Consider the following 22,120-nt stretch of genomic DNA (forward strand, 5'->3'; position numbering starts at 1 on the left):
CTCTATCCGTTTGGAAGAGAATTATCTTCCTCGCGCATAGAGCCCGATTTGTCTATATCAGGTCAAAATTACCGGCCGCAGTCTAGAAGCGGACGTTTATCAGGAAGTCGACCTGATTCTGATTGGACTTGAAGAAGCCTGTCGGGTTGGAAGCGAAGTTTTCCCAGCCCCAGCGTGTATATCGAATTTGCGGTTCGATCTTCAGTGCCTTGGCGCCCAGGCTGACGCCGCCGCCCACCGAGAAGCCCGGCGCGAAGCTGTTCTTCAATTCGCGCGGCACGAAGGCCGGGGCGTCCTGCGGATTGCCGCTGAGGATTGAGGTGCTGCGTTCTCCTTCAGAGACATACCGGAAGTTGGGACCCGCCACGAGGAAGGGGCTCAACGGGCCCTTGAAGACCCTGTATTTCAACAGGATGGGGAACTCCCAGGTGTTCGAGCTGGTTTTGGTGGTGACGATGCTGTTGAAGGGCGCCGCATCGGAGGTGTAGCTGTAGCGGCGGTAGAGCGCGTCCACTTCCAGGCCCAGATGCAGCGGGAGATTGAACTGGACCATGGGGCCCACGATGTAGCGGTGGTTAGAGAACGAATATCGAATATTCGAGGGTGTCAGGATATCAACATTACGGGAATCGAACGGATCATTCAAGCCGACTCCACCGATGACGCCCACCGAAATGGGACGTTCTTCCGTCTGCGCATTCATCGTGCATGCAAAAACAAGCGCACATGCGGATGCGGCGAAGATGCGGTGAATATTGGGGTTATTTCTCATAAGCATTCCTCTTGTAGGAGAGACGCTGCGGCATTCGCAAGAGTTGCGGAAATCAGGCCTATGATGAAGATGAAGTTACAGACGCAGCAAATCTACACGAATAGTGTATGTGTGCTGTTTGGTGAAAAGAGGAGCGCCTGATTTATGCCAGGCGCAGTTCGTCGCCGATGACGCGGGCGGGAATGCGGCTGTCGCAGGCGCTGCCGGCGGCGCTGAGGATTCGCTCCAGGGGCTCGTTCGAAGACTCGGAGCTGAGGTGGAAGGTCTGGTGGTGGACGGGGAGGACGAGGTCGGCGCGGGCGTCGTTGGCCATCTGCCAGGCCTGTTCGGGGTTGCAATGGACGCGGATCCAGGGGTTGTAGGCGCCTACGGGCATGATGGCGAGGTTCGCGCCGCCCACCTGGCGGAAGGTATCCGTTATGGCCGTGTCGCCGCCGAAGACGACGCGGTAGCGGCCGGCCTGGATGATGTAGGCGTTGTAGCCGCGATAGGTGTCGCTGCGCAGGCGCGCGCCCCAATGGCGCACTTCGAAAGCCTTGATGGTGGCCGGACCGACGCGCACCTGCTGGCCCCAGCCCACTTCCTGGACGCGGCGGTAGTTCTGAATCCGCAGCAGGTCGGACGTGGCGTTGGCCGTGACAACTTCGGGCTTGCGCGCTTCGAGGGCGCGCAGGCTGGGCAGGTCAAAGTGGTCCATGTGAGCATGCGAGAGGAGGATGAGGTCGACCTTGGGGAGCTTTTCGAGCTCCAGGGCCGGCTCCACCAGACGCTTCATGCCGAGGGTGAACGGGCCGATGCCGAGACCGATCCACGAGCTGAAGACCGGGTCCGTAATGATGGTGAACCCATCGATCTTCATCAGAACCGTGGAGTGTCCAAGCCAGGCGGCATGGATGCCCTGGTCAGGCCACTTAGCGGGATCGGGATGTTTGGGCGCCGGGGCGATGGAGGTCCCCAGATCCTTGGCGAACTGTTTCCAGAAGAAGGGCGCGGCCCGGTAGACGAGGCCCGCACCGACTCCGGCCACACCAACGCCAATTCCACCGAGCCAGGCGCGGCGTCCAACACGCCGTTTCGCCGGCGCCATTTGGTCAGTAGCCAAAACGTTCCTCCCGCCAGGGGTCTCCATTCATATGGTAGCCGTTGCGTTCCCAGAACCCGGCTTTGTCGTTCTCGATGAACTCGAGGCCGCCGATCCACTTGGCGCTCTTCCAGGCGTAGAGCCGGGGCACGATGAGGCGGGCCGGGGCGCCGTGTTCGACTGAAAGGGGTTCGCCGTCATGGTGTGTGGCGATCAGGGCGTCTTCCGCCAGGAACTGATCGAGGGGCAGGTTCGTGGTCCAGCCAAAATCGTACCCATGCACTAATACATACCGCGCGCGAGGGGAAATAGTTCCAACGGCCTTCATCAGGTCGCGTGTGGAGACACCCTCCCAGACGTTGCCCAGGCGGCTCCAGCGTGTGACGCAATGGAAGTCGCTAAAGACTTTGGTTCGAGGGAGTTGCTGGAACTGGGCCCAGTCAAACGAGGCTTCCTTTTCGACCAGGCCATGGAGCTCGAGCCGCCACTTTTCCATGTCGATGCGCGGCGGGCCGCCGGCGTCCAGAATGGGCCACTTGCGGGTGCGGCTCTGGCCGGGCGGGATGCGGTTGGCGCGGTGGGTGTCCGGGCTGACGATGATGTCTTCGGGCAGGCCCTCGGGCGTCCGGGGCTCCTCCGTCTGCAACTTCTTCAACTCGAGATCGAACATTCTTTCACCTCACCTGAGAAGATCCGCCTCTGCGGGCCACTAATTCCGGCAGCAGCCGTATGAGACTCCGAATCAGACTCTATCTAGTACTGATGCTCACATTCGCCTGTGGATTCGCCATCGCCCGGGACAATGGGGCGCCAGCCGAGTATCTGGGCGGGACGCTGGCGGCGCTGGAGACCGGGCAGGACGGCCGTCTCAGTGCCACGGATCCGATTTCCTTTGTTTTCAACTCTAAACGTTCGGTGGTGCGGGTGCCGTATGAGCGCATCAACCTGCTGGAGTACGGGCAGAAGGTGGACCGGCGGCTGTGGGAAGCGATCGTGATTTCGCCGTTGCTGGTGCTGAGCAAGAAACGATCGCACTATCTGACGATTGGATATGAAGCGGAAGACGGCAAACAACAGGCGATGTTGTTCCGGGTCGAGAAGAATGCGGTGCGCGCGATGCTGGTGAGCCTGGAGGCGCGGACCGGACGCAAGGTGACCTTCATGGATGAAGAGGCGCGGAAGGCGGGCAAGGGATGAAGTGTCTTGCGCGGCTTTGTTTTGCCTGTTGTTTTGTGTTGGTTGTGCGCGGACAAGCCCCGGAGGAACTCTCGCTCCAGTTGCGGACCCTGAAGCGGGTGTACGTGGATAAGTTCGGCGGTGGCGAGGGCGCGGCCCAGATCCGCGACATGCTGATCGCCAGCCTGCAGGGGGCCAAGCTGTTTGTGATCACAGAGAATCCTGAGCGGGCCGATGCCGTGCTGCGCGGATCGGGCGAGGATCAGGTGTTCACCGATCTGTTCCAGACCTCGGACGGGATCAACGCGCGGTCGAACCTCGGGGTAGGGAAGGGATCCTCCACTAAGGGCCGGGACTACCTCAGTTTAGGCGGCGGAGTGGGCGACAACGAACAGTCAAGAATCCAGGAGCGGAAGCACGAAGCGTCGGCGTCGGTTCGGATTGTGAACAAAGACGGGGATGTGATCTGGTCCACAACGCAGGAGAGCCAGGGTGCGAAGTTCCGGTCGGCCAGCGCGGATGTGGCCGATAAGATCACTCGCCAGTTGGTGCTGGAGTTCGGGCGTGGGCCGGCGCCGCCTTTGAGCGCTCCACCACCGCCAGGAACCGCACCGTCGCGTTCGGTTGCACCGCCGTCGAAATGACGATGCGGGCGCCGGGCTGCGCGGTGATGGGCTCCGCCAGCAGGTAGAGGCGGGGCGCGGCGGGCTGGAACTGCCGGATCCAAAGCAGCGGAGTACGGGTTCCATCGGGTTGGTGAAGCAGGAGATGGGCTTCGGTGCCCTTCGGCATCGCCGCGATGCGTATGCCCATGAGTGTGGCGGTGAAGGAGAACGTTCCTGCCGGAGTTTCCACCGCGCCGCGCGGGAGCTCTTCCGGGTGGTAGGCGTGGGGGATTACTCCACTGGCGAGTTTCGGATCACCCTCGGGCGCGCCGCCGTTCACCCAATCGGTGATTGTCTGGATCTCCTCCTGGGTGAGCGCCATGTCATTGCGGAAGGTCCCGAAGCCCTTGACCGCGTTCCAGGGGGGCATGGTGCGGTTGGAGACCTCTTCGCGGATGGCTACCGCCCAGGGCCGGGCATCCTCGTAAGTGGTGAGGGTAAAGGGGGCTTTGCCGCCAGGTTGGTGGCAACCGAGGCAGCGTCTCTCGAGGATACGGGAGATCTCTTTCGACCAGGTGAGCGGGGTGGTGATGGGGTCGTGCGCCAGCAGTCTTGTGCTGGAGATCAACAGAAAACCGATGGCGCAGCCCGATTTCATTTTCGGCTCGTATTCGCCGGATTAGTCGCCGGAGGACGCCGGCTTTTTCGCGGACTTTCGGCGCGGATAGAGTTCGCGGCGGTCCATTTTGGGGTCGATGGCGATGTCGAAGAAGCCGATCATCATCTCCTCCCAGCTCTGGTCACCCCAGTGGACCTCCTTCTTGGGATCCGGGTTGAACGGGTTGTTGGCCGAGTTGTCGTAGGTGGCGATGCACTCCATCTGGGTTCCGGCGGGCAGTGTCAGGTCGCCGGCGGGTTCATAGACGAGCTGCCAATTGAAGTCGTAACGCGGCACGTTGAGCAATTCCCGGGTGCGGCCGTCGGGATAGATCAGCTTGTAGGAGAAGGCCTTGCCCCGCAAGTGCATGTGCGGCTGGAGGTTGACGAGCCTTGCCGGAGCGGCCAGGGTGGTGACGGCCTTCACCTGGTAGTTGGCGTCGCCGGGCGGGATGGCGAATTTGCTGGTGGAGGCGGCGGCCATGGTGACGCGCTCGGCTACGGGTCCGGTGGCGAACTTCAACCCCAGACGGGAACGGTCGGATTGCGCCTTGCCGTTGGCGGTGTAGTGGACCTGGAAGACGATGTCGCTGCCGGCGGGCACGAGGCGGGCCTGGCCGGGTTTCAGCTGCATGGGTGGGGTGCCGGGTGCGTAGCCGGCCAGCCACTCGTCGGCCATGCCGTCGCGGCCCTCGCCGCCTGAGCCTCGCTCGTCCTTTGGAATGAAAGGAATACCAGGTTTGGCGTCGGCCATCCACTTGGATCCGGGCGCGCGTACAAAGGCGATCATGTGGTGCACGATGGCACGGTTGCCGGGGCGGGCTTCGGAGGCGGTGACCCAGCGGTCCTCTGTGAAACCGGTGGGGATGACGAAGTAGGTGTATTCCAGGGTGCCGGAGGCCGGGACCTGGAAGTCGACGGGCATCTCATAGACACGGTCGGGTTTACCCATCTGCCAGCCGTCGGCAAACTGGACGGGGGCCGGTGCCTGCTTGGGGTCGCCGGCCGGGGCTCCGGTGTCGGCCCAGCGGGTGAGGAGGTCGATGTCGGCCTTGGCGAGAGAGCGGTCGTTCGTGAACTGGCCGGTGTGCGGATCGGCGAACCACGGCGGCATCTTGCGGGTTTGGACCGCCTGTTTGATGGACTTAGCCCAGGGTCTGGTGGTGTCGTAAGTCTGGAAGGACATGGGCGCCGCTTCGCCGGGCCGATGGCAGGACTGGCAGTTCTTCTGCAGAACGGGCAGGACGTCCTTGTAATAAGTGACGGAAGCCGCGGGTGCGGCCCAAATTGGGGCACACGTCAGGCCCAGGAGCAGATAACGGATGAACAAGTCGGAATCGCCTCTCTTCTGATTTCAGTATACGAGAATGGGTGAATCGGGGACTTTCGAGGGCCATCCGGAAACGGAGGGTGGTATCCTGTGGGTTGTTCCGGGGTACTCAGTGCCTAAGAGTAATAGACGGCAAGAGACACCAAGACGGGTAACCACCTCGGGTGGGGCGCAGGGCGCCAAGCCATTGCTCCTGCGGGAGCACCGGATCAAGCGCAAGGTGCGCCTGGAAGATATCGCCGAAGCCACCAAGATCAGCCGCCGGTTTTTGGAAGCGATTGAGATGGGCGAGTATGGCAAGTTGCCGGGTGGCGTGTTTACTACGAGTTACATTCGCCAGTATGCGGCGGCCATTGGGTTTGAGGCGGACGAGATTCTGGCGGACTGCCAGTCGAGTCTCGGAGAATCGCAGCCGGAGCGGCGTGAGCCGGGCAGCGAGGCGCCTGCGAGTGCGACGAAGTGGTATCGATTCCTGTCGCTTGGGTAATTTGCCGATTGTGAGAGAGTTTCTCGAAAACTCGCTCGGGCATTCGATAAGCACAGTGGATCACATCCAAATCAAAATACTTTAAAGGCGGCGGATCCGGGCCGATAAGCGGTATGAAGGAGCTGGCGATCCCTTTTGGGGTAAGCTAGCAGAACCGGATGCGCATAGACACCAACAATATGGCCGGTATCGGAGCCTCAGGGCTAGATCGTACCCAAAGTGCGGACGCGGTCGAACAGCAGGCAGGGCAGGCGGTTGCCAAGCGTGGCGCCGGGGGCGCTACCGATCAGGTCAATCTCTCTGTTTTGGCGGAGCGGCTGCAATCGATGGAGCCGCAGTCTCCTGAGCGGCAGGCGCGGTTGGAGCAACTGTCGGCTGCCTACCAGGCCGGCACGTACAACCCGGATCCGATGGCGGTGAGTGAAGCGATGATAGACGATGCCACGAGCTCGAGCGGTGACGCTTCGGGCCGCGTGGGTCCAGGCTAGAAGGCGACAGGCGTAAGCGGACGCCTCCCCCTTGCGGCCGGGTGAGATTCGACGGAACCAGCCCGGCCACTGTCACGGCACGTTGCTGCCAACTCCCAGAACTGACATACGGGAAAGTGGTGTCTGATGACCATTGCTTCGTCGTCGAGCGGTCCGGTGGCGGATGTGGTGTGTGCCCACCTCGACTCAGTGGAGCGCCGGTTGCTGGCGCGGCCCAGTGTGGAAGAGATCCAGGAAATCCAATCCGAACTTGAGCTGGTAGTTTCGCTGGTGCGTTCGTTCCCGGTTCCGGCAATCGCGCCGGGTATTTTGGAGCACACGTTCCGGCCCATCCAGACGCGTCTGCGCAGGTTGTCGGTGCTGCTGGAGCAGGCGCTTTCCTTTTGTGAAAGCTGGCAAGCGTTCTTAGGGACGCAAGCGGGCTACAACCCGGCCGGGGCGTGGAATGCGGCCCCGCCGGCTTCCGGGCTGCTAGATCACCGGGGGTAGGGATTGTCCGGCCGGTGCAAAGCCGGCACAGGAGCACGTGATGGGCAGCTTGATGGTGTCGCTGCGCAACGCAGCCGGATCGATGGGTGTATTTGAGAAGGCGATGGGCGTCGTGCAATCGAACGTCACCAACGCCTCGACGCCGGGCTATGCGCGGCAGCGGGTTGAGTTTCAATCACAACGGATCCAGCCCGAGTTAGGGTTATCCGGCGGCGTCACTTGGAGCGGAACGCTGGATTCCCGGAGTTCTTTCGCTGAAGACAACGTGAGAAAGCGGGCCACTGAATTCGGAGCGGCCGATGAGATGGCGGCGCAATTGAAGAGGGTGGAGCCGCTGTTTGACATCACTGGCGATTCGGGCGTGCCGGGGGCGCTGACGAACCTGGTGGAGGCGTTCTCGGCCTTGACCACTGCGCCGAATGACAATGCGATGAGGCAGACAGCGATCGACCGGGCGACGCAGGTGGCGGACAGTTTCCACGCCCTCTCCAACGGCCTTGCCGAGGCATCGCATACGGTGGACCGGTCGTTGCAAGATCAGGTCGGCACCATCAATTCCACGTTGGCCAAGATTGTCGAGATCAATCGCGAATTCCGTTCGGACGCACGCGCGGTGAGCGATGCGGGTCTGCAGGCGCAGATGGCCACCCTGCAGGAAGATCTTTCGGAGAGCGGGGACTTTACCATCCTGAAGGCGGAAGATGGCAGTGCGACGATCTTCCTGGGCGGGCAGGTGATGGTGGCGGCGGGGGATAAGGCCTATCCTCTATCGGTTGACGCGAGTGGAGCCCAGACGCGACTGCTGGATTCGCACGGGCAGGACGTGACGGACAAAGTAGCGGGCGGGCGCATCAGCAGTCTCCTGACGCTGCGGAATAGTACGCTCCCCGAGCACCAGTCTGAGATTGATCGGATGGCGCAGGTTCTGGCCGATACCGTGAATACGGCCCTGGGCGGCGGGGTGGATCGTACCGGTCAACCACCTACACAGAACTTGTTTGAGTACGATGCCGGACTGGGCGCGGCACGGACCCTGCGGACGAATGCCCTGCAGCCAGGGGACCTGGCGTTGGCCGACAGTTCGGCTCCCGGTGGCAATGGGGTGGCGTTGAAGCTGGCGGACCTGTCCCAGGCCAAAAGTATCGACGGACTGACGTTCAGCGAGTTCTACGGCAACCGGGCGGCCTCGCTTGGCCTGCAATTGCAGAGTGCCAAGGAGAGCGTCGATACCAAGACCCAACTGGTAGCCCAGGCCCGCCAGTTGAGAGACGAGGTGCAGCAGGTGGATTTGAATGAAGAGGCGATTCTGATCATTCAATACCAGCGCGGCTATCAGGCGTCGGCCAAGCTGGTACAAACCCTGAACGACATGACCGAAATCGCGCTGGGTTTGCTGCGGTGACGACAGGCCGTCCGGAGTGAACTGGAAGGACTTTTGCACTCATGATTCGATCCATTGACGGCAGTACGGATCTGTACCTCAACAGGCTGCGGCAGATCAACGAGCGGATGACGAAGGCCCAGAGCGAAGTCAGTGGCGGGAAGCGTGTCGAAGCGGCGTCGGATGATCCGGCGGTGCTGTCGAACCTGCTGCAGGTGCGGACTGACCTGGCGCGGCTGACCCAGGTCAGCACGAACCTCGACCGGGTCCGTTCCGAGGCGGATTCGGCTGAAGGCGCGATGCAGAACGCGGTTAGGATGTTCGATCAGGTCCGCACGCTGGGCTTGAGCGCCGCCAACAGTGAGCAGACCGCTGTGTCGCGGGCGAGCGTGGCCGATCAGATTGGAACGCTGCTGGAGCGGATGGTCGGGCTGGGCAACACGCAGGTGGCCGGGCGCTTCATCTTCTCGGGCGATGGCGACCAGGGGCCCGCCTATCAGCTTGACCTGCAGCAGAACCCGCCCTGGAGCAGTTATCTGGGGTCGGCCTCCAGCCGCCTGGTGGCGCATCCCAATGGCGGTGTCATCGAGGTCGCACAGGACGCCCAGACGATCTTCGACAATTCCGATCCCAGCAGGAACGTGTTTCAGGCCATGGAGAATCTACGCCAGGCTTTGGTCGCCAACGACACGGAGGCGATTGAGGCCGCGCTGGCGCCATTGCCCGGTGTTTCCGACCATCTCAACTCGTCTTTGAGCTTCTATGGGAATGTACAGAATCGATTGGAAGACGCGGTGAATACCTCATCGAGGGAGCAGGTGCGGCTGAAGCAGGATCAGAGCAGCCTGGCCGATGCGGATCAAACCCAGGCGATTCTGGATCTCACGCAATTGAAGTATGGCCAGCAGGCGGCCCTGGAGGTGCACGCCAAGATGGGGAAGACCAGCCTGTTCGACTACATGGGGTAGGGCGAATCCGGGGGCCGGCCAGCGAAAGGGGGCTAGGAATATTCGATCCGGCCGCTGCCGCAAACCGAGGCAGGCGACGCCGCGGAGACCTTTTGGGCGGCCAGTTGCAGCAGGTCGGCTGAAGAGTCGTCGGTGCGCAGCAGCGCCAAAACGCTCGAAGCATACGCGGCTGCGATTGAGGTGCCACAGTAATCGTCGTTGTTGTCTGACACGGGAAACTCGGTGGTGCGGCCGTTGGCCTTCTCGCCACCCGGCGCCATGACGTAATTGGAGTGTTGATAGGATCCGTATGTGCTGAAACTCGAGCGCTGACCCTTCTGATTCACTGAGCCGACAGCCAGGGAGACATCGTAGCGGGCCGGCAGGAAGAAGCCCTGGCCGCTGCCGTCGTTGCCGGTGGCGGCGACATAGGTGGGCGGCTGCAGACCGGGGAACCAGTGACTGGCCATGCGGCGCAGGGCCTTCATCAGATACTCGAGTGCGAAACCCCGGGCAGTGGGTGAGGCTCCGCAGCGGGTGCAGGTTCCGGTAATGTTTGCCAGGCCCAGGCTCAGGTTCAATATCTCGGCTTGCGCATCGATCACGGCCATGGCGATGCCCGCCAGCAAGTGCCACAACGGAATCGTCGTGCTGTCCGTGGTCCGGATCACGGTGAGGGTGCACTGCGGAGCTACTTCACGGATCAGCGTGGCGAGGGCCGTGCCGTGACCCACCGCATCGGCCGCTGCCGCTTTGCCTGGGTGATAGGTGATCGGATCCAGCAGGTCGTAGTAGTCGTCGATGGCGACGCCGTCCGCACCGGTGTCGATGAGCGCGATGTGAGCGCAGGCGCCCTGGTTGCCCTGGGCATGCGCCTGTTGTACCTGGAGTTGGGCCATGTACATGGCGTGGGCCGGCTGAAGTACGGGGCTTCCTCCGGGCGGGGCGCACAGGCTGAAGCCCCAGTTCGGCTCGGCCGAGAGGATGTGGCCTCGTTCGCCCGAGGTGGCGTCCGGCTCGCGGTGCAGGCCCAGGAAATCGCGGATGAGCGCGTCGCCGATCTCCTCGCGGACCTCGATCAGATGGAAGCCGGCTGGGAGTTGAGGAAGGTATTCGGTCAACAGGGAGCCGGGCAGGAAGCGCGAAAGGTCGCCGAGATAAAGGTAGTCGCGGCGCTGTTCGCCCCGGTTGCGGATGGTGTCGAGGGCGATCGCGCCGGCGCGGTTGTTGGGCACCGTGAGGACGATCTCACTCATGCTGCTTCTTCTTCCCGAGGAACGTGGGTACGTAGAGAGTCGACCCGTCGGCGAGTTGGTCGCCCTGCAGGGCTCCCTTTTTCACCAGGGAGTGGAGCAGTCCAGCCAAGTCAGGCGGGGCCTCGAAGCCCTTTGCTGTAAACCAGGTGGCGACTCCGGCGGCCGTCGGATGGGCATCGGGGTTGGAAAGGCCGCGGCGCAACTCGCTCACGGTGTGGAGCTCCACCACAGCGCCGAAGACGTCCACTTCGTCGTCTGTGAGTTTTCTGTAGATCTCGCCTGCCTCTTCGAGGAAGTGGATCGCCTCCAGCGCTTCGAGGAGTGGGGACTCGAGGCCGGGGGCCATCAGGACCGCGGTCTTGACGAGGATGGCCGAGACCGCCGTCTTCACCAGCGGCCGGAGATTGAAGACGTGCTTTTTATAGACAAACTGAACCGGCGCGCCTGTCTCCGCCTGGAGGTTGGGGAGGGCCGCGAGTTCCTTTACGGCGGCTACGAGTTGGGTGCGGGCGTCCGGCGCCAAGGCGATCTGTTGCCAGTTCGGATCTCCGGCCAGGCCGGTCCATTCCGTCAAATGCTCGAATAATTGCTGATCCTCGGAGGGTTGGAGGCCTGCATCCGGCGGGTTCATGAGCGAAATTCTACCGCAGAATCCAGATTGGACCACGCGGTCCCGGCTTACGGCGGTCCTTCGACGAGAACGATGTTTCCGTTGACCCTCTCGTAAAGGCTGAGGATGCCAAAACTCTCGTCTGGGGCGATTCATGGTTTCTGCCGTGCCCGCCTCCACTTTACGCATTGACATTGTTGTGCAATCCATATATATATCGATGCATATCTATATGGAGCAGGAGCTATGACCGAGGCACACACGCCTGAGAGTTTCCTTCCTCTCAAGCCCAACTGGTTTCACGTTCTGCTGTCACTGGCTGATGAGGAGCAGCACGGCTACGGCATTATGCAGGAGGTGCTGGACCGCACCGGCGGGAAATTGCGGCTGTGGCCCGCCACTCTTTACGGCACGATCAAGCGGCTGATGGAGGAAGATCTCCTCGAAGAGTCGGATGAACGGCCCAGCGCCGAACTGGATGACGCGCGCCGCCGCTATTACCGCCTGACTCCGCTGGGGCGGAGCGTGCTCAAGGCCGAGAGCGAGCGGCTGGAGGATCTGGTGCGGGTGATCCGCGGCAAGCGGGGCTTGACGAAGAGCGAGGCGGAATCATGAGGCCGGATTCGACCGACTCGCCCCGGCCCGTTGCGCTCACGCTGCGGCTCTACCGCGCCCTGGAACGGTCGTTTCCCCACGAGTTCCGGAATGTCTATGGCGACGAGATGCTGCAGGCAGCCGAGGATCTGATTGAACCCGTGTGGCGGCGGCACGGGGTGGGCGGGTTGCTCCGGTTGCTGCTGGACCTTGCCTGGCGAATCCCTGTGGAATACGCCGCGGAACTGCGGTACGACATCCGCTACGGCTTGCGCAGGCTGGCCGGCTCGCCGGGATTCACCGCTGTTGCCCTGACTTCCATCACGCTGGGCGTCTGCATTGCGACGTGTGCCTACTCCGAGATGAACGGATTGCTGCGCGACCTGCCCGGCGTGGCTCAGCCGCAGCAACTCGTCTCGCTGCAGGCGCCGGTTTCCTATCCCACTTATCGCCGGTACCGCGAGCTTCCCAACCTGTTTGCCGGTTCCTTTGCTTACGTGGCGCCCGTGCCTTTTGGGGTCAGAAGCGGCGCGCGGACCGGGCGGATCTGGGGCCATCTGGTGACGCCCGGCTACTTCTCCACTTTGGGTGTACATCCTGTGTTGGGGCGGTTCCTGGATGAGGCCGACGGGCTGGCGGGACAGGCTCCGGTGGTGGTGGTGAGCTACCGGTACTGGCAGGAGCACCTGGGTTCGGATCCCGCGGTGGTGGGCCGCAAGCTCTCAGTGAATGGCAGCCCCTGCACGGTCGTCGGCGTAGCCGCGGAGGAGTTCCTCGGCGCGTCCCCAACCATCTTTCCCGCCGATTTATGGCTGCCGGTGTCCGTCGATGCCCGGCTGGTTCCGGAGTTGGGCGGTAACGCACTGGAGCGCCGTGACCTTACGATGTTCCAGATGGTGTGCCGGCTGAAGCCGGGGACTTCGGAGGCCAGCGCCCTGGCTCAGTTGAATGCAGCCGCGCAGCAGTTGGCTGACTCCTATGGGGACGCGGACCGCTACCAGAAAGGGATGCGCGTGCAGTTGATGGGCGGCGGGAAGATCCTGCCGCTGCGCAAACAGGACGTGCCCTTCTTCAAAGAGTTCCTGATGGTGCTGGGCGGGCTGTTGCTGTTGATCGCCTGCGCCAACGTCGCCAACATGATGCTGGCGCGTGCCGTCGACCGGCGTAAGGAGATTTCGGTCCGCCTGTCCCTGGGCGCCAGCCGGGCACGACTGATCAGGCAGTTGCTGACGGAGAGCGTGCTGCTGTCGATGGCGTCGGCTCCGCCGGCGTTGCTGCTGAGTTACTGGATCATGCACGCCTTGTCGCAGTTGAAGATGCCGTTACCCATTCCAGTGGGCTTTGATCTGACCCCGGACTGGCGCGCCTTCCTGTTCACGTTTGCAGCCACAGGCCTTGCCGGCTTCGCCTTTGGATTGGCGCCCGCACTGCAGGCGACGCGCACAGACCTGGTGCAGGCTTTGAAGGAGAGCGGCGGGCTGCGCGCCAAGGTGCGCAGGGTGCCCCGGCTCAAGAATGGGTTGATGCTGCTGCAGATGGCCGCCTCCCTGACGCTGCTGCTGCTGACGGGCTATCTGGGCATCGGGATCCAGAGCACGATGGGCGTGCAGGAGGGGTTCGATCCCAGGAACCTGTACATGGTCTCGCTCGATCCGGTGCGCGATGGCTACGCTCCGGACCGCGCTGGAGACTTCCTGGAGAAGTTGCTGGAGAGCGTGAAGGCGAAGCGTGGAGTGGTCTCAGCGAGCCTCACGGATACACTGCCGGTTTCCCTCGACGGCAACGCCGGAGTCCGGTTCCTGAACGCTGATTCCAGCGAGGATGGGCGGCGTGCCGCGAATTGGGCACGCAAACATACAGTGGGCCGCGATTACTTCGCGACGGTGGGTATTCGCATCCTCTCCGGCCGCAGCTTCCAAAGGCAGGATGAGCGGGCCGGGGCCATGGCGGTGATCGTGAGCCAGGAGGCGGTTCGCAAGATCTGGAAGGGGACCGATCCGGTGGGACGGCGCATTGAGCTGGGCAACGCGGCCGCGCAGGGCGCGTTCGCGGCGATGCCGGGAACCATCGACTTGCGGGCCAGTGCGTTGTCGGCGGCGCCTGCTAGCTATGAAGTGGTGGGCGTGGCCGGCGATGTTTCGGAGGACCTGGTAGCAAGCAAGAAGCATCCAGCGGTCTATTTCCCGTTGCGCCCGGAGGACCATGTCCAGCCCTCCTTGCGCGGAGTGACGCTGCTGGTGCGCGGCGCTCCAGGTGTCGATGTGGTGAGTTTGGTGGAGAGGGAGATCGCGAGCCTCGACGGACGGATCACTCCTTTCCATGCCGGCAGCATGATGGAGCACATCGCGCAATTCATGTCGATGCTGAAAGCGGCCTCGTGGACCTACGGCCTGATTGGCCTGTTCGGGCTTGTGCTGGCGGCTGTCGGACTGGCTGGAGTCACGGCCTATTCGGTCGCAAGGCGTGGCCACGAGATTGGGATCCGGCTGGCGCTGGGCGCCCAGAAACGGGATGTACTGGTTCTGGTGATGAAGGATGGGGCGCTGATGGTGCTGCTGGGAACGGCGGTGGGGCTGGCGCTTTCGCTGGCCGGTGTCCGGGCATTGTCCGGCATCTTCTTCACCGTGGCCAGTGTGCAGGGCTACGACCCCATGCTGTTGATTGGGGCTCCGGCGTTGCTGGCCGGGCTGGCCTTGCTCGCCTGTTATGTGCCCGCGCGGCGGTCCACCAATATCGATCCGGCGGTGACATTGCGGTCGGAGTAGCCGGGGCGGCGGCTAACCGCGGCGGGTTCGCCAACTGATCAGCTTGGGTTCCGTCATCTCCTCGATGGCGTAGCGCGGACCTTCGCGGCCGGTGCCGCTGAGTTTCACGCCGCCATAGGGCATCTGGTCGAGGCGGAACTGAGGGACATCGTTGATCAGGAAACCGCCCACCTCGACGCGGTGCGCCGCGTGGAACGCCTTGTCGAGATCGTTTGTGAAGATGCCGGCCTGCAGGCCGTAGTCGGAATTGTTCAAGCGCGCGATGGCGTCGTCCAGGGCGTCGTAAGCATTGATGGCGGCCACGGGTCCGAAGGCCTCCTGGCGGAAGACGCGCGACTGCTCCGGGACTTCCGTCAGGACGACCGGCTGCAGGGTGGCGGTGGAGCGAGGGCCGCCGCTGTGGCGGACGGCTCCGGCGGCGACTGCCTCTTCCACCCATTGCTCCACGCGCCGCGCCTCGGTTTCGGTGATGAGCGAGCTCACCTGCGTCGCCGGGTCGAGCGGCGGGCCTACGCGCAAGGCTCGCGCGGCGGTGGTGAAGCGTTCGACGAACTCGTCGTGGATGCGGCGGTGGACGAAGATGCGCTGTACCGAAATGCAGACCTGTCCGGAGTGCGCGTAGGCGCCAGGCACGGCTCGTTCGACACAGTCGGCCAGATCGGCGTCCGGTTCCACCAGGAGGGCCGAGTTGTTGCCGAGTTCCAGGGTGACGCGCTTCAGGCCGGCGCGGGCACGGATCCGCAGGCCTACTTCGGCGCTGCCGGTGAAGGTGATCATGCGGATGGAGGGGTGCTCCACCAGGAAGTCGCCGATGGCGCCGCCGGGTCCGGTGACGACGTTGAGCGCTCCGGCTGGGAGACCGCAGTCGTGCAGCAGGCGCGCCAGTTTCAGGGCACAGACGGGGGTGGCCGAGGCCGGCTTGTGGATCACCGTATTGCCGCCGGCCAGCGCGGGCCCGATCTTGTGCACGCTGAGGTTGAGCGGGAAGTTGAAGGGGGTGATGGCGGCGATGACGCCGACGGGTTCGCGGACCGTCATTGCCATGCGGCCCTTGCCGGCGGACAGCGCCTCCATGGGTACGACTTCTCCGGCCAGGCGGTGGGCCTCTTCGGAGGAGAAGAGTAGCGTTCCGGCGGCGCGCTCCACTTCCACGCGGCCTTCGCGCAGCGGCTTGCCGCTCTCGGAACTGATGGTGCGGGCGAACTCTTCCTTCTGCTCCAGCAGACGGTAGTGGGCCGTGCGCAGGATGGCGCTGCGTTCGTCCAGGGTGAGGGCCCGCATGACGGGCGCTGCCGCCACGGCGGCTTCCACGGCCTGTTGCAACTCATTCGGCCCGGCGGCAAAGACGGTGGCGAAGGGCGACCCGTCGTAAGGGACGCGAACGGTGAGTGGTGAGGCGGTGCGGATCTCCCTGCCGGCGATCCACATCGGGTATTCCGGAGTGTGCGTGTTGAGAGTGGTCACAGCCAGCCGCTCCTAGGGCTTTCCAGCTTTTCCCATCCTGCCAAAGTCGAAGCCTTCCCGCACGACACGGCCCTGGGCGTCGACGATCCACTCGGCCGTGAAGGCGTTGTCGCCCGGCACGCCAAAGCGCAGATCGTGGATGGTGACGCTCACCGCGCCTTCCGGCGACGGGGTAGGGGTGATGCGCCACAGCGGGGCCTGGGAGAAGTCGAGGAAGACGCGGGCGGTCTCGGTGGCGAGGACGGCGGCGCGCACAGGGGTGGTGTCCAGCTTGGGGAAAGTGCGCCCCGATTCCGGATCGAATTCACGGTGAAGATCGAGCGGGACGACGTGCCAGGCACTCGAGGTTTCCACGACTCCGGTCCACTGCCAGGGGTTGAAAGCGCCTGGGAGGGCCAGAACCCGGCGCGGCATCTCGTGCCGGTACATGCGCGCTTCCAGTGCCCTGACCGCCTGGTCGTGCAACTGCGCGCGTCCGCCGATGTAGAGGGCCACCAGCAGCAGGCCGGCCACTGCCATGCCGCGCCCGGCTCCGCGCCGCGCGCCCATTTCGCTTTCCACCAACCGGCCCAGCAGCGGGCCCAGGGCGCACAGCAGGAGAATGGCCCAGACCCAGACGTCGACGATGTTGAGGAGGTCGAGGTGCAGCCACTCGCCGGAGAACGGGAGCTTCAGGCGGATGCCGTAGACGTTCATCCAGTCGAGCATCAGGTGGCTGAACAGGGCGACGGCGGAGACGAGGTAGGCTTTCAGCCAGTCCAGCGGGCGGACGCCCTGGCTGCGGGCCAGCAGCCACCAGAGGGGCAGCGGAGCCAGCGCTACCAACGGTAGCCAGAAGAGGGCGTGGGAGAAGCCGCGATGGTTTGCGAGATAGCAGAGCCAGCCGCGCAGTCCGGTGACGATGTCGAGGTCGGGCAGATTGGCCGCGATGACAGCCAGCACCGTGGCGCGCGGCACCAGGCGGTTGAGGCCGGCGCGCGCCAGCAGGACTCCGGTGAGCGAGTGAGTGAGATTATCCATGGCGGATCACCGCGTTCATGAGGCGGGCACTTCCGCGGCATAGACCTGCGGATGGCCGGTGCGGTCGCTGGTGAAGATCACCAGTTGCTCGTCGGGAGAGAAGGAAGGATGCGGATGGGTCCACTGGGGACCGTAGACGGTGTCGGTGGAGACTTCCATCCAGCTCAGGGCTCCTGACTTGGCGGCGCTGCGGGCGGCAGCGAAATCCTCGGCCAGGGCGTAGCGCGAGGTGAGCCACTGCGTACCGCCGCTAGAAGCCTGCGACTGGCAGATGGGCTGGCGCGCTCCGGTGGCGGCATCGATCAGGAACAGGCCGAGGTCGGGATGGTTGGTGTCGCACAGGACGAGGGTGCCGGCGCGATTGGGGGTGATGTGCCAGGCGTTGAACTCGCAGATGCGGTGGTGTTCGCGGGTCTCCCAGTTCATGCGCCAGAGCGCGAACGGCCAGACGGTGTAGACGAGGTCGCCGGTGCGGCCCAGGAAGGTCTCGTGCACCACGAACTCGTCGTTGCCGTGTTCGTACAGGCATTCCAGCCTGGTGCCATCGCGGCGCACGCGGTGCATGCGGGGCGCGGGGTCGCCTGCGAACTCGATCCACTCCGGGTCGAGCGGATGGAACTGCGGATGGATGACGGTGCGGGGAAAGGGAATCAGGCGCCAGTCGGTGCCGTCGGTCCGGCCCACGACCAGGCCGCTCTGGGATCCTTGCTTAGCGGCCGCCGTCAACCATTCACCGTCGGCGGACAGCGAGACTTCGCCGAGTTGGGCTCCTTCAAAGCGGGCGATCAGCCGCTCCTCCAGGTTTTGGCGCTGGATCGACCAGACTGAGCCGGAGCGGACGAAGTAGACCTGCTGGCCGGTGGAGTCGATGGCCGGGGAGAAGGGATGGATCGCGTCGCCGTCGGTCCACTGCCGGATGGGTCCGTGAGGGAACTCCTCAATGGAGAAGAGTTGAGCTGAGCCGGTGCGGTAGCTGGTGAAGATCAGGGTGCTGCCGTCCGGGGTGAGTGAACTTTGTAAGAAGTAGGTCGCGTGGTTGATGCAGGCGGCGGAAGTGAGGCGGTGGATGGCCGCGCCGGTGGAGGGATCCCGTTCCAGGGCGTGCTCGGAAGGGTAGATTGTTGATTTCACTTGCGAAAGATAAGGATATGCTGCCAGGGGAGATCAGGCAACACCTTCTCAAAACGGAAGCCTTCGGGCTCCACTTCTGCGCGCACCCCGGCCACGCTCATTTTGTGCTCTTCGCGGATGGGGACCGCCGCGTCTTCCTTCCTGTATTCCAGCAGCACCAGGCGCCCGCCGGGCTTGAGAGACCCCCGCATGGCGCGCAGCATTTCCTGGGGTTTGGAGAATTCGTGGTACACGTCCACCATCAGGATCAGATCGAGCGCGGCGTTCGGCAGGTTCGGCGAAGCCTCGGACGCCTGGACCACCTGAATATTCTTCAAGCCTTTCTTTTCAATGCGTTCGCGGATCAGTTGAAGCATGCCGGGCTGCAGGTCAGAGGCGTAAACCTTGCCGGCAGGACCTACTCGGTTGGCCAGTAATTCCGTGTAGTAGCCGGATCCGGCGCCCACGTCGGCGACGATGTCTCCGGCCTGAATGCCCAGTAGTTTTACGGCCAGTTGCGGATTTTCCTCCCGCTCGCGGTCGTCGCGATCGAGCCAGGGGGCGCCACCCATACCCATCACGCCCGCATAGGCCCGGCCGGTGATCGGGTGCCTTTCCTGCTGTCCGGAAGCTACGTCGGCCATGGACAAAAGAAGGGCGAAAGCCACTATTCGGGATGATTGCAACATGGTCCGCATTTCGATAAGGTTCTACAGTGGAGAGATTCGGAGCGACCTCGGAATGATTTTGAAATTTATGAGACTACCAACCCTAAGCCTGCTTCTGGCTTGCCTGGGGTTAGCATTGATCGCGCCTGGGTGTTCCCGCCTCAAGAGCGGTGCGAACAGTTCAAGGGTATACCAGATGGGTTCTCCGGCCGCGGTGGGTCCTTTGACCTATACCGTGCTGGACACGGAGTGGAAAGAGTCGCTCGAAGGTTCCCTGGGAGCCAAATTGCCGGAGCATCGCTTCCTGGTGGTGAACGTTTCGATCACCAATGGCAGCGGCGGCGACGTCAACGTGCCTTTGCTGGCGCTGATCGACGCCGATGGCAAGGAGTACCGCGAGATGGACAAGGGCGAGGGCGTGGCGCAGTGGCTTGGTTTGTTGCGGCCGGTACCGCCCGCGCAGACTCTCAACGGTCACATCCTGTTCGATGTTCCGCTCGGGGGCTACAAACTGCGCATCTCCAGCGGTGGAGACGCGGAGTCCGAGACGACGGCCCTGGTAGATCTTCCGCTTCGGGTGGAAGCGCCACCTATCAAGGGTGTCGATTCACTGGCCACTCCTGCGAGCCCCAAGTAAGGCGCACAATGGAAGCGTGAAGCTTCTGTTCTTCGCGCCATTATTCCTCACAGCGGCGGTTGGCTTTGCCCAGCCGCCTGCTGCCGCCACTCGTGGACTTTCCGTCGTCAGGCCCACCCTGCACTATAAACAGGAGGAAGGGGCCGCTATTGCCGATACCTATCAATACACCGCCGGCGAGTTGCTGTACTTCAGCTTTCGCATCGGCGGCTTCACCGTCCAGAAAGACAAAGTTGACCTGCGCTGGCAGTTAGTCGCCGTCGATCCGGAAGGGCTGCTCCTGATGGCTCCGTTGAACGGAACCATCCAGGAAGAGATCACCGAGAACGACAAGAACTGGCTGCCCAAGATCGCCCAGACCCTGCCTTTGCCCGCTCAATTGCCGCCCGGCGCCTACAAGCTCAAACTGCACGTGGCCGATGAGTTCGCGAAAACCAGCATCGACACCGAAACGCGCTTCAACGTCTCCGGCCGTCCCTTGCCCGTCGTCCAGGGGTTGTCGATCCTCAACCTCCGGTTCCTGAGAACTCCGACCGACCGGCAGGCGATGGAGAATCCCATCTATCATGCCGGCGAGACGCTGATTGCCCGTTTTGAGCTGGCAGGCTTCAAGTTAGGGGAAAAGAACAAATTCGAGGTGGATTACAGCCTCTCGGTTCTGAATGCGGCAGGAAAGGTACTGTTTACACAGCCGCAAGCCGCCTCGGAGTCCAACTCGCCTTACTACCCGCAGCGTCTGCTTAATGGAGAGCTGACCCTGAATCTGAATGCCGGGGTTCTGGCGGCCGACTACACGCTGCTGGTCAAGGTGAAAGACCATGTCGCCGGGGTCGAAACCGAGTCGAGCGCGAAGTTCGCGGTGGCGCCCCCTCCAAATTAACTTCACTCCGTTGAGAACTTCCTGCGCGGCGGGGCACTCTGTTTTGTCAGGTCTCTGACGGTTCATGCCGCTCTTTCACACGCGCAGCGCTGCCATTTTCGGGATTGAAGCGCGTCCCATCGACATTGAGGTCGATCTGTCCCAGGGCGGATCGCAGCGGGATTTTGTCGTGGTGGGGATGCCCGACACGGCGGTCCGTGAAAGCCGCGAGCGCATCCGCTCGGCCATCCATAACTCCGGCTTCGGCTACCCCAATCGCGCCGTCACCATCAACCTGGCGCCCGCCAATGTGAGGAAGGAAGGCGCCGGGTTCGATCTGCCCATGGCGGCGGCCATCCTGGGGGCGACGGGTACGGTGCGGAAGTGCGACCGGCTGATGATGGTGGGCGAGTTGTCGCTGGATGGCGGTTTGCGGCCGGTGCGGGGCGCCATTTCGATGGCTGCCTGTGCGCGGGTCGAAGGGGCGCACAGCATTGTGGTGCCTCGTGAGAATGCCGCCGAGGCGGCGGTGGTGGAAGGGCTGAAAGTCTACGGAGTCTCCCATCTCAGCGAGGTGGTGGGGCTGCTCTCGAATCCCGAACGCTTCAAGCCGCAGCAGCCCAGTCCACCGGTTGCCGTGGATCCAAACGTTGAGGCGCCGGACTTTCGTGACGTCCGCGGGCAGACCACCGGCAAGCGGGCAATGGAAGTGGCGGCGGCCGGAGCACACAACCTGCTGCTGGTGGGTCCGCCTGGGTCAGGAAAGACGATGCTGGCGCGACGGCTTTCCGGCATCCTGCCGCCCATGACGCTCGCCGAGGCTTTGGTGGCTACGCAGGTCCACAGCGTTGCCGATGCCTTGCCGAGAGGAACGGGCCTGCTGGGCGCGAGGCCGTTTCGCGCGCCGCACCACACGATCTCCGATGCTGCCCTGGTGGGGGGAGGCATCGGCATGCCGCGGCCCGGTGAAGTGAGCCTGGCGCACAACGGCGTGCTGTTCCTCGACGAATTGCCTGAGTTTCCCCGCAATGTGCTGGAGATGCTGCGACAGCCGCTGGAGGAGGGCTCCGTCACGATTGCGCGTTCGCAGATCACGCTGAACTTTCCATCGACGTTCATGCTGGTGGCGGCGATGAATCCCTGCCGCTGCGGCTACCACGGCGACCCGACGCGGGAGTGCCGTTGCACCGGCGCCCAGATCCAGATGTATATGGGCAAGATCAGCGGGCCCCTGCTCGACCGCATCGACCTGCATATCGAGATTCCTGCCGTCCCGTACCAGGAGTTGCGCAGCCGTGATACCGGGATGTCTTCGGCTGAGATGCGGCAGCGCGTCTTGGCGGCGAGGGCCATCCAGCAGCAGCGCGGATATGTGAACGCCACTATCCCTCCCGGACGTTTGCGCGAGATATGCCCGTTGGACGACGCAGGCGAGCGCACCATGGAGATGGCGGTCCGCCGCATGGGCCTCTCGGCGCGGGCGCACGACCGGATCCTCAAAGTGGCTCGCACGATTGCGGACCTGTCCGCGAGCGAGCAAATCCAGGCAAAGCACGTGGCGGAGGCGGTGCAGTACCGCTCGCTGGATCGCAGTTTCTGGAATTGACGCGGACCGGCCGCCTGCCGTCAAACCCACCTCGTCTTGCCCGCACGGCATTCGCCCCGTCATTGCCCGCGCTGGCTTTGTGGCTTTACGTGAGGTCCAGCCTGTGAAATAGGGTTAA

General features: G+C 63.4%; 23 protein-coding genes. 12 read left to right on the plus strand and 11 right to left on the minus strand.

Features of this window, described 5'->3' with window-relative positions; genetic code table 11:
• Nucleotides 1–82 precede the first annotated feature (82 nt).
• The 3 genes from IRI77_RS28735 to IRI77_RS28745 all read right to left on the minus strand — a co-directional run bounded on the left by IRI77_RS28735 (nucleotide 83) and on the right by IRI77_RS28745 (nucleotide 2,523).
• The gene (locus tag IRI77_RS28735) at nucleotides 83–772 is read right to left on the minus strand and encodes a porin family protein (protein WP_194448410.1); all 690 of its coding nucleotides are present in this window, start codon (nucleotides 770–772) and stop codon (nucleotides 83–85) included.
• A 142-nt stretch (nucleotides 773–914) separates the two neighbouring features.
• Nucleotides 915–1,874: an MBL fold metallo-hydrolase gene (locus IRI77_RS28740; RefSeq protein ID WP_228486367.1), complete on the minus strand. Its 960-nt coding sequence runs from the start codon at nucleotides 1,872–1,874 to the stop codon at nucleotides 915–917.
• Entirely contained in the window at nucleotides 1,864–2,523 is a 660-nt protein-coding gene (locus tag IRI77_RS28745) for a sulfite oxidase-like oxidoreductase (protein WP_194448411.1), read from the minus strand. The genes IRI77_RS28740 and IRI77_RS28745 overlap by 11 nt, the downstream gene beginning before the upstream one ends.
• A gap of 59 nt (nucleotides 2,524–2,582) precedes the next feature.
• On the opposite strand from IRI77_RS28745, the gene IRI77_RS28750 reads away from it, so the two are divergent.
• Nucleotides 2,583–3,050 (plus strand): hypothetical protein, encoded by a 468-nt coding sequence (locus IRI77_RS28750; protein ID WP_194448412.1) that lies wholly within the window; start codon nucleotides 2,583–2,585, stop codon nucleotides 3,048–3,050.
• Complete coding sequence (locus IRI77_RS28755; RefSeq protein WP_194448413.1) at nucleotides 3,047–3,673, plus strand: hypothetical protein; 627 nt, start codon at nucleotides 3,047–3,049, stop codon at nucleotides 3,671–3,673. Before IRI77_RS28750 ends, IRI77_RS28755 begins: the two co-directional genes overlap by 4 nt.
• Here the strand turns inward: IRI77_RS28755 and IRI77_RS28760 are convergent.
• Both IRI77_RS28760 and IRI77_RS28765 read right to left on the minus strand, forming a co-directional pair.
• Nucleotides 3,564–4,292, minus strand: coding sequence for a hypothetical protein (locus IRI77_RS28760; RefSeq protein WP_194448414.1), 729 nt, complete (start codon nucleotides 4,290–4,292; stop codon nucleotides 3,564–3,566). The genes IRI77_RS28755 and IRI77_RS28760 overlap by 110 nt on opposite strands.
• A 21-nt stretch (nucleotides 4,293–4,313) precedes the next feature.
• The gene (locus IRI77_RS28765; protein ID WP_194448415.1) at nucleotides 4,314–5,621 is read right to left on the minus strand and encodes a thiol-disulfide isomerase; all 1,308 of its coding nucleotides are present in this window, start codon (nucleotides 5,619–5,621) and stop codon (nucleotides 4,314–4,316) included.
• 187 nt (nucleotides 5,622–5,808) lie between these two features.
• On the opposite strand from IRI77_RS28765, the gene IRI77_RS28770 reads away from it, so the two are divergent.
• The 5 genes from IRI77_RS28770 (at nucleotide 5,809) to IRI77_RS28790 (ending at nucleotide 9,434) form a co-directional block, all read left to right on the plus strand.
• Entirely contained in the window at nucleotides 5,809–6,108 is a 300-nt protein-coding gene (locus tag IRI77_RS28770) for a helix-turn-helix domain-containing protein (RefSeq protein WP_194448416.1), read from the plus strand.
• Nucleotides 6,109–6,266: 158 nt separating this feature from the next.
• A complete protein-coding gene (locus IRI77_RS28775; protein ID WP_194448417.1) occupies nucleotides 6,267–6,596 on the plus strand; it encodes a flagellar biosynthesis anti-sigma factor FlgM in 330 nt (109 codons plus the stop codon).
• A gap of 126 nt (nucleotides 6,597–6,722) precedes the next feature.
• Nucleotides 6,723–7,085, plus strand: coding sequence for a hypothetical protein (locus IRI77_RS28780; RefSeq protein WP_194448418.1), 363 nt, complete (start codon nucleotides 6,723–6,725; stop codon nucleotides 7,083–7,085).
• A 40-nt stretch (nucleotides 7,086–7,125) separates the two neighbouring features.
• Entirely contained in the window at nucleotides 7,126–8,487 is a 1,362-nt protein-coding gene (gene flgK / locus IRI77_RS28785) for a flagellar hook-associated protein FlgK (protein WP_194448419.1), read from the plus strand.
• Between the two features lie 41 nt (nucleotides 8,488–8,528).
• Nucleotides 8,529–9,434: a flagellin N-terminal helical domain-containing protein gene (locus IRI77_RS28790; protein WP_194448420.1), complete on the plus strand. Its 906-nt coding sequence runs from the start codon at nucleotides 8,529–8,531 to the stop codon at nucleotides 9,432–9,434.
• 32 nt (nucleotides 9,435–9,466) lie between these two features.
• Here IRI77_RS28790 and IRI77_RS28795 read toward each other — a convergent pair whose 3' ends face one another.
• Complete coding sequence (locus IRI77_RS28795; RefSeq protein ID WP_194448421.1) at nucleotides 9,467–10,669, minus strand: S8/S53 family peptidase; 1,203 nt, start codon at nucleotides 10,667–10,669, stop codon at nucleotides 9,467–9,469.
• Nucleotides 10,662–11,300, minus strand: coding sequence for a hypothetical protein (locus IRI77_RS28800; RefSeq protein WP_194448422.1), 639 nt, complete (start codon nucleotides 11,298–11,300; stop codon nucleotides 10,662–10,664). Before IRI77_RS28800 ends, IRI77_RS28795 begins: the two co-directional genes overlap by 8 nt.
• Nucleotides 11,301–11,525: 225 nt before the next feature.
• On the opposite strand from IRI77_RS28800, the gene IRI77_RS28805 reads away from it, so the two are divergent.
• Both IRI77_RS28805 and IRI77_RS28810 read left to right on the plus strand, forming a co-directional pair.
• The gene (locus IRI77_RS28805; protein ID WP_194448423.1) at nucleotides 11,526–11,894 is read left to right on the plus strand and encodes a PadR family transcriptional regulator; all 369 of its coding nucleotides are present in this window, start codon (nucleotides 11,526–11,528) and stop codon (nucleotides 11,892–11,894) included.
• Nucleotides 11,891–14,638 (plus strand): ADOP family duplicated permease, encoded by a 2,748-nt coding sequence (locus IRI77_RS28810; protein WP_194448424.1) that lies wholly within the window; start codon nucleotides 11,891–11,893, stop codon nucleotides 14,636–14,638. Before IRI77_RS28805 ends, IRI77_RS28810 begins: the two co-directional genes overlap by 4 nt.
• A 12-nt stretch (nucleotides 14,639–14,650) precedes the next feature.
• On the opposite strand, the gene IRI77_RS28815 is transcribed toward IRI77_RS28810, so the two are convergent.
• The 4 genes from IRI77_RS28815 to IRI77_RS28830 are packed head-to-tail and all read right to left on the minus strand — an operon-like array spanning nucleotide 14,651 to nucleotide 18,921.
• Complete coding sequence (locus IRI77_RS28815) at nucleotides 14,651–16,102, minus strand: aldehyde dehydrogenase family protein (protein ID WP_228486368.1); 1,452 nt, start codon at nucleotides 16,100–16,102, stop codon at nucleotides 14,651–14,653.
• A 12-nt stretch (nucleotides 16,103–16,114) separates the two neighbouring features.
• Nucleotides 16,115–17,122: a metal-dependent hydrolase gene (locus IRI77_RS28820; RefSeq protein WP_194448425.1), complete on the minus strand. Its 1,008-nt coding sequence runs from the start codon at nucleotides 17,120–17,122 to the stop codon at nucleotides 16,115–16,117.
• A 15-nt stretch (nucleotides 17,123–17,137) separates the two neighbouring features.
• Complete coding sequence (locus IRI77_RS28825) at nucleotides 17,138–18,253, minus strand: oligogalacturonate lyase family protein (RefSeq protein WP_194448426.1); 1,116 nt, start codon at nucleotides 18,251–18,253, stop codon at nucleotides 17,138–17,140.
• Nucleotides 18,250–18,921, minus strand: a complete 672-nt coding sequence (locus IRI77_RS28830) for a class I SAM-dependent methyltransferase (protein ID WP_228486369.1) — start codon at nucleotides 18,919–18,921, stop codon at nucleotides 18,250–18,252. Before IRI77_RS28830 ends, IRI77_RS28825 begins: the two co-directional genes overlap by 4 nt.
• A gap of 175 nt (nucleotides 18,922–19,096) precedes the next feature.
• On the opposite strand from IRI77_RS28830, the gene IRI77_RS28835 reads away from it, so the two are divergent.
• The 3 genes from IRI77_RS28835 (at nucleotide 19,097) to IRI77_RS28845 (ending at nucleotide 22,002) form a co-directional block, all read left to right on the plus strand.
• A complete protein-coding gene (locus tag IRI77_RS28835; RefSeq protein ID WP_194448427.1) occupies nucleotides 19,097–19,537 on the plus strand; it encodes a DUF4352 domain-containing protein in 441 nt (146 codons plus the stop codon).
• Between the two features lie 16 nt (nucleotides 19,538–19,553).
• Nucleotides 19,554–20,417 carry a hypothetical protein gene (locus IRI77_RS28840; protein ID WP_194448428.1) on the plus strand — a complete coding sequence of 288 codons (864 nt, stop codon included), beginning with the start codon at nucleotides 19,554–19,556 and terminating at the stop codon, nucleotides 20,415–20,417.
• Between the two features lie 64 nt (nucleotides 20,418–20,481).
• Entirely contained in the window at nucleotides 20,482–22,002 is a 1,521-nt protein-coding gene (locus tag IRI77_RS28845) for a YifB family Mg chelatase-like AAA ATPase (RefSeq protein ID WP_194448429.1), read from the plus strand.
• The last annotated feature ends 118 nt before the right edge of the window (nucleotides 22,003–22,120 follow it).

This window comes from Paludibaculum fermentans, assembly GCF_015277775.1.
Classification (GTDB): Bacteria; Acidobacteriota; Terriglobia; order Bryobacterales; family Bryobacteraceae; genus Paludibaculum; species Paludibaculum fermentans.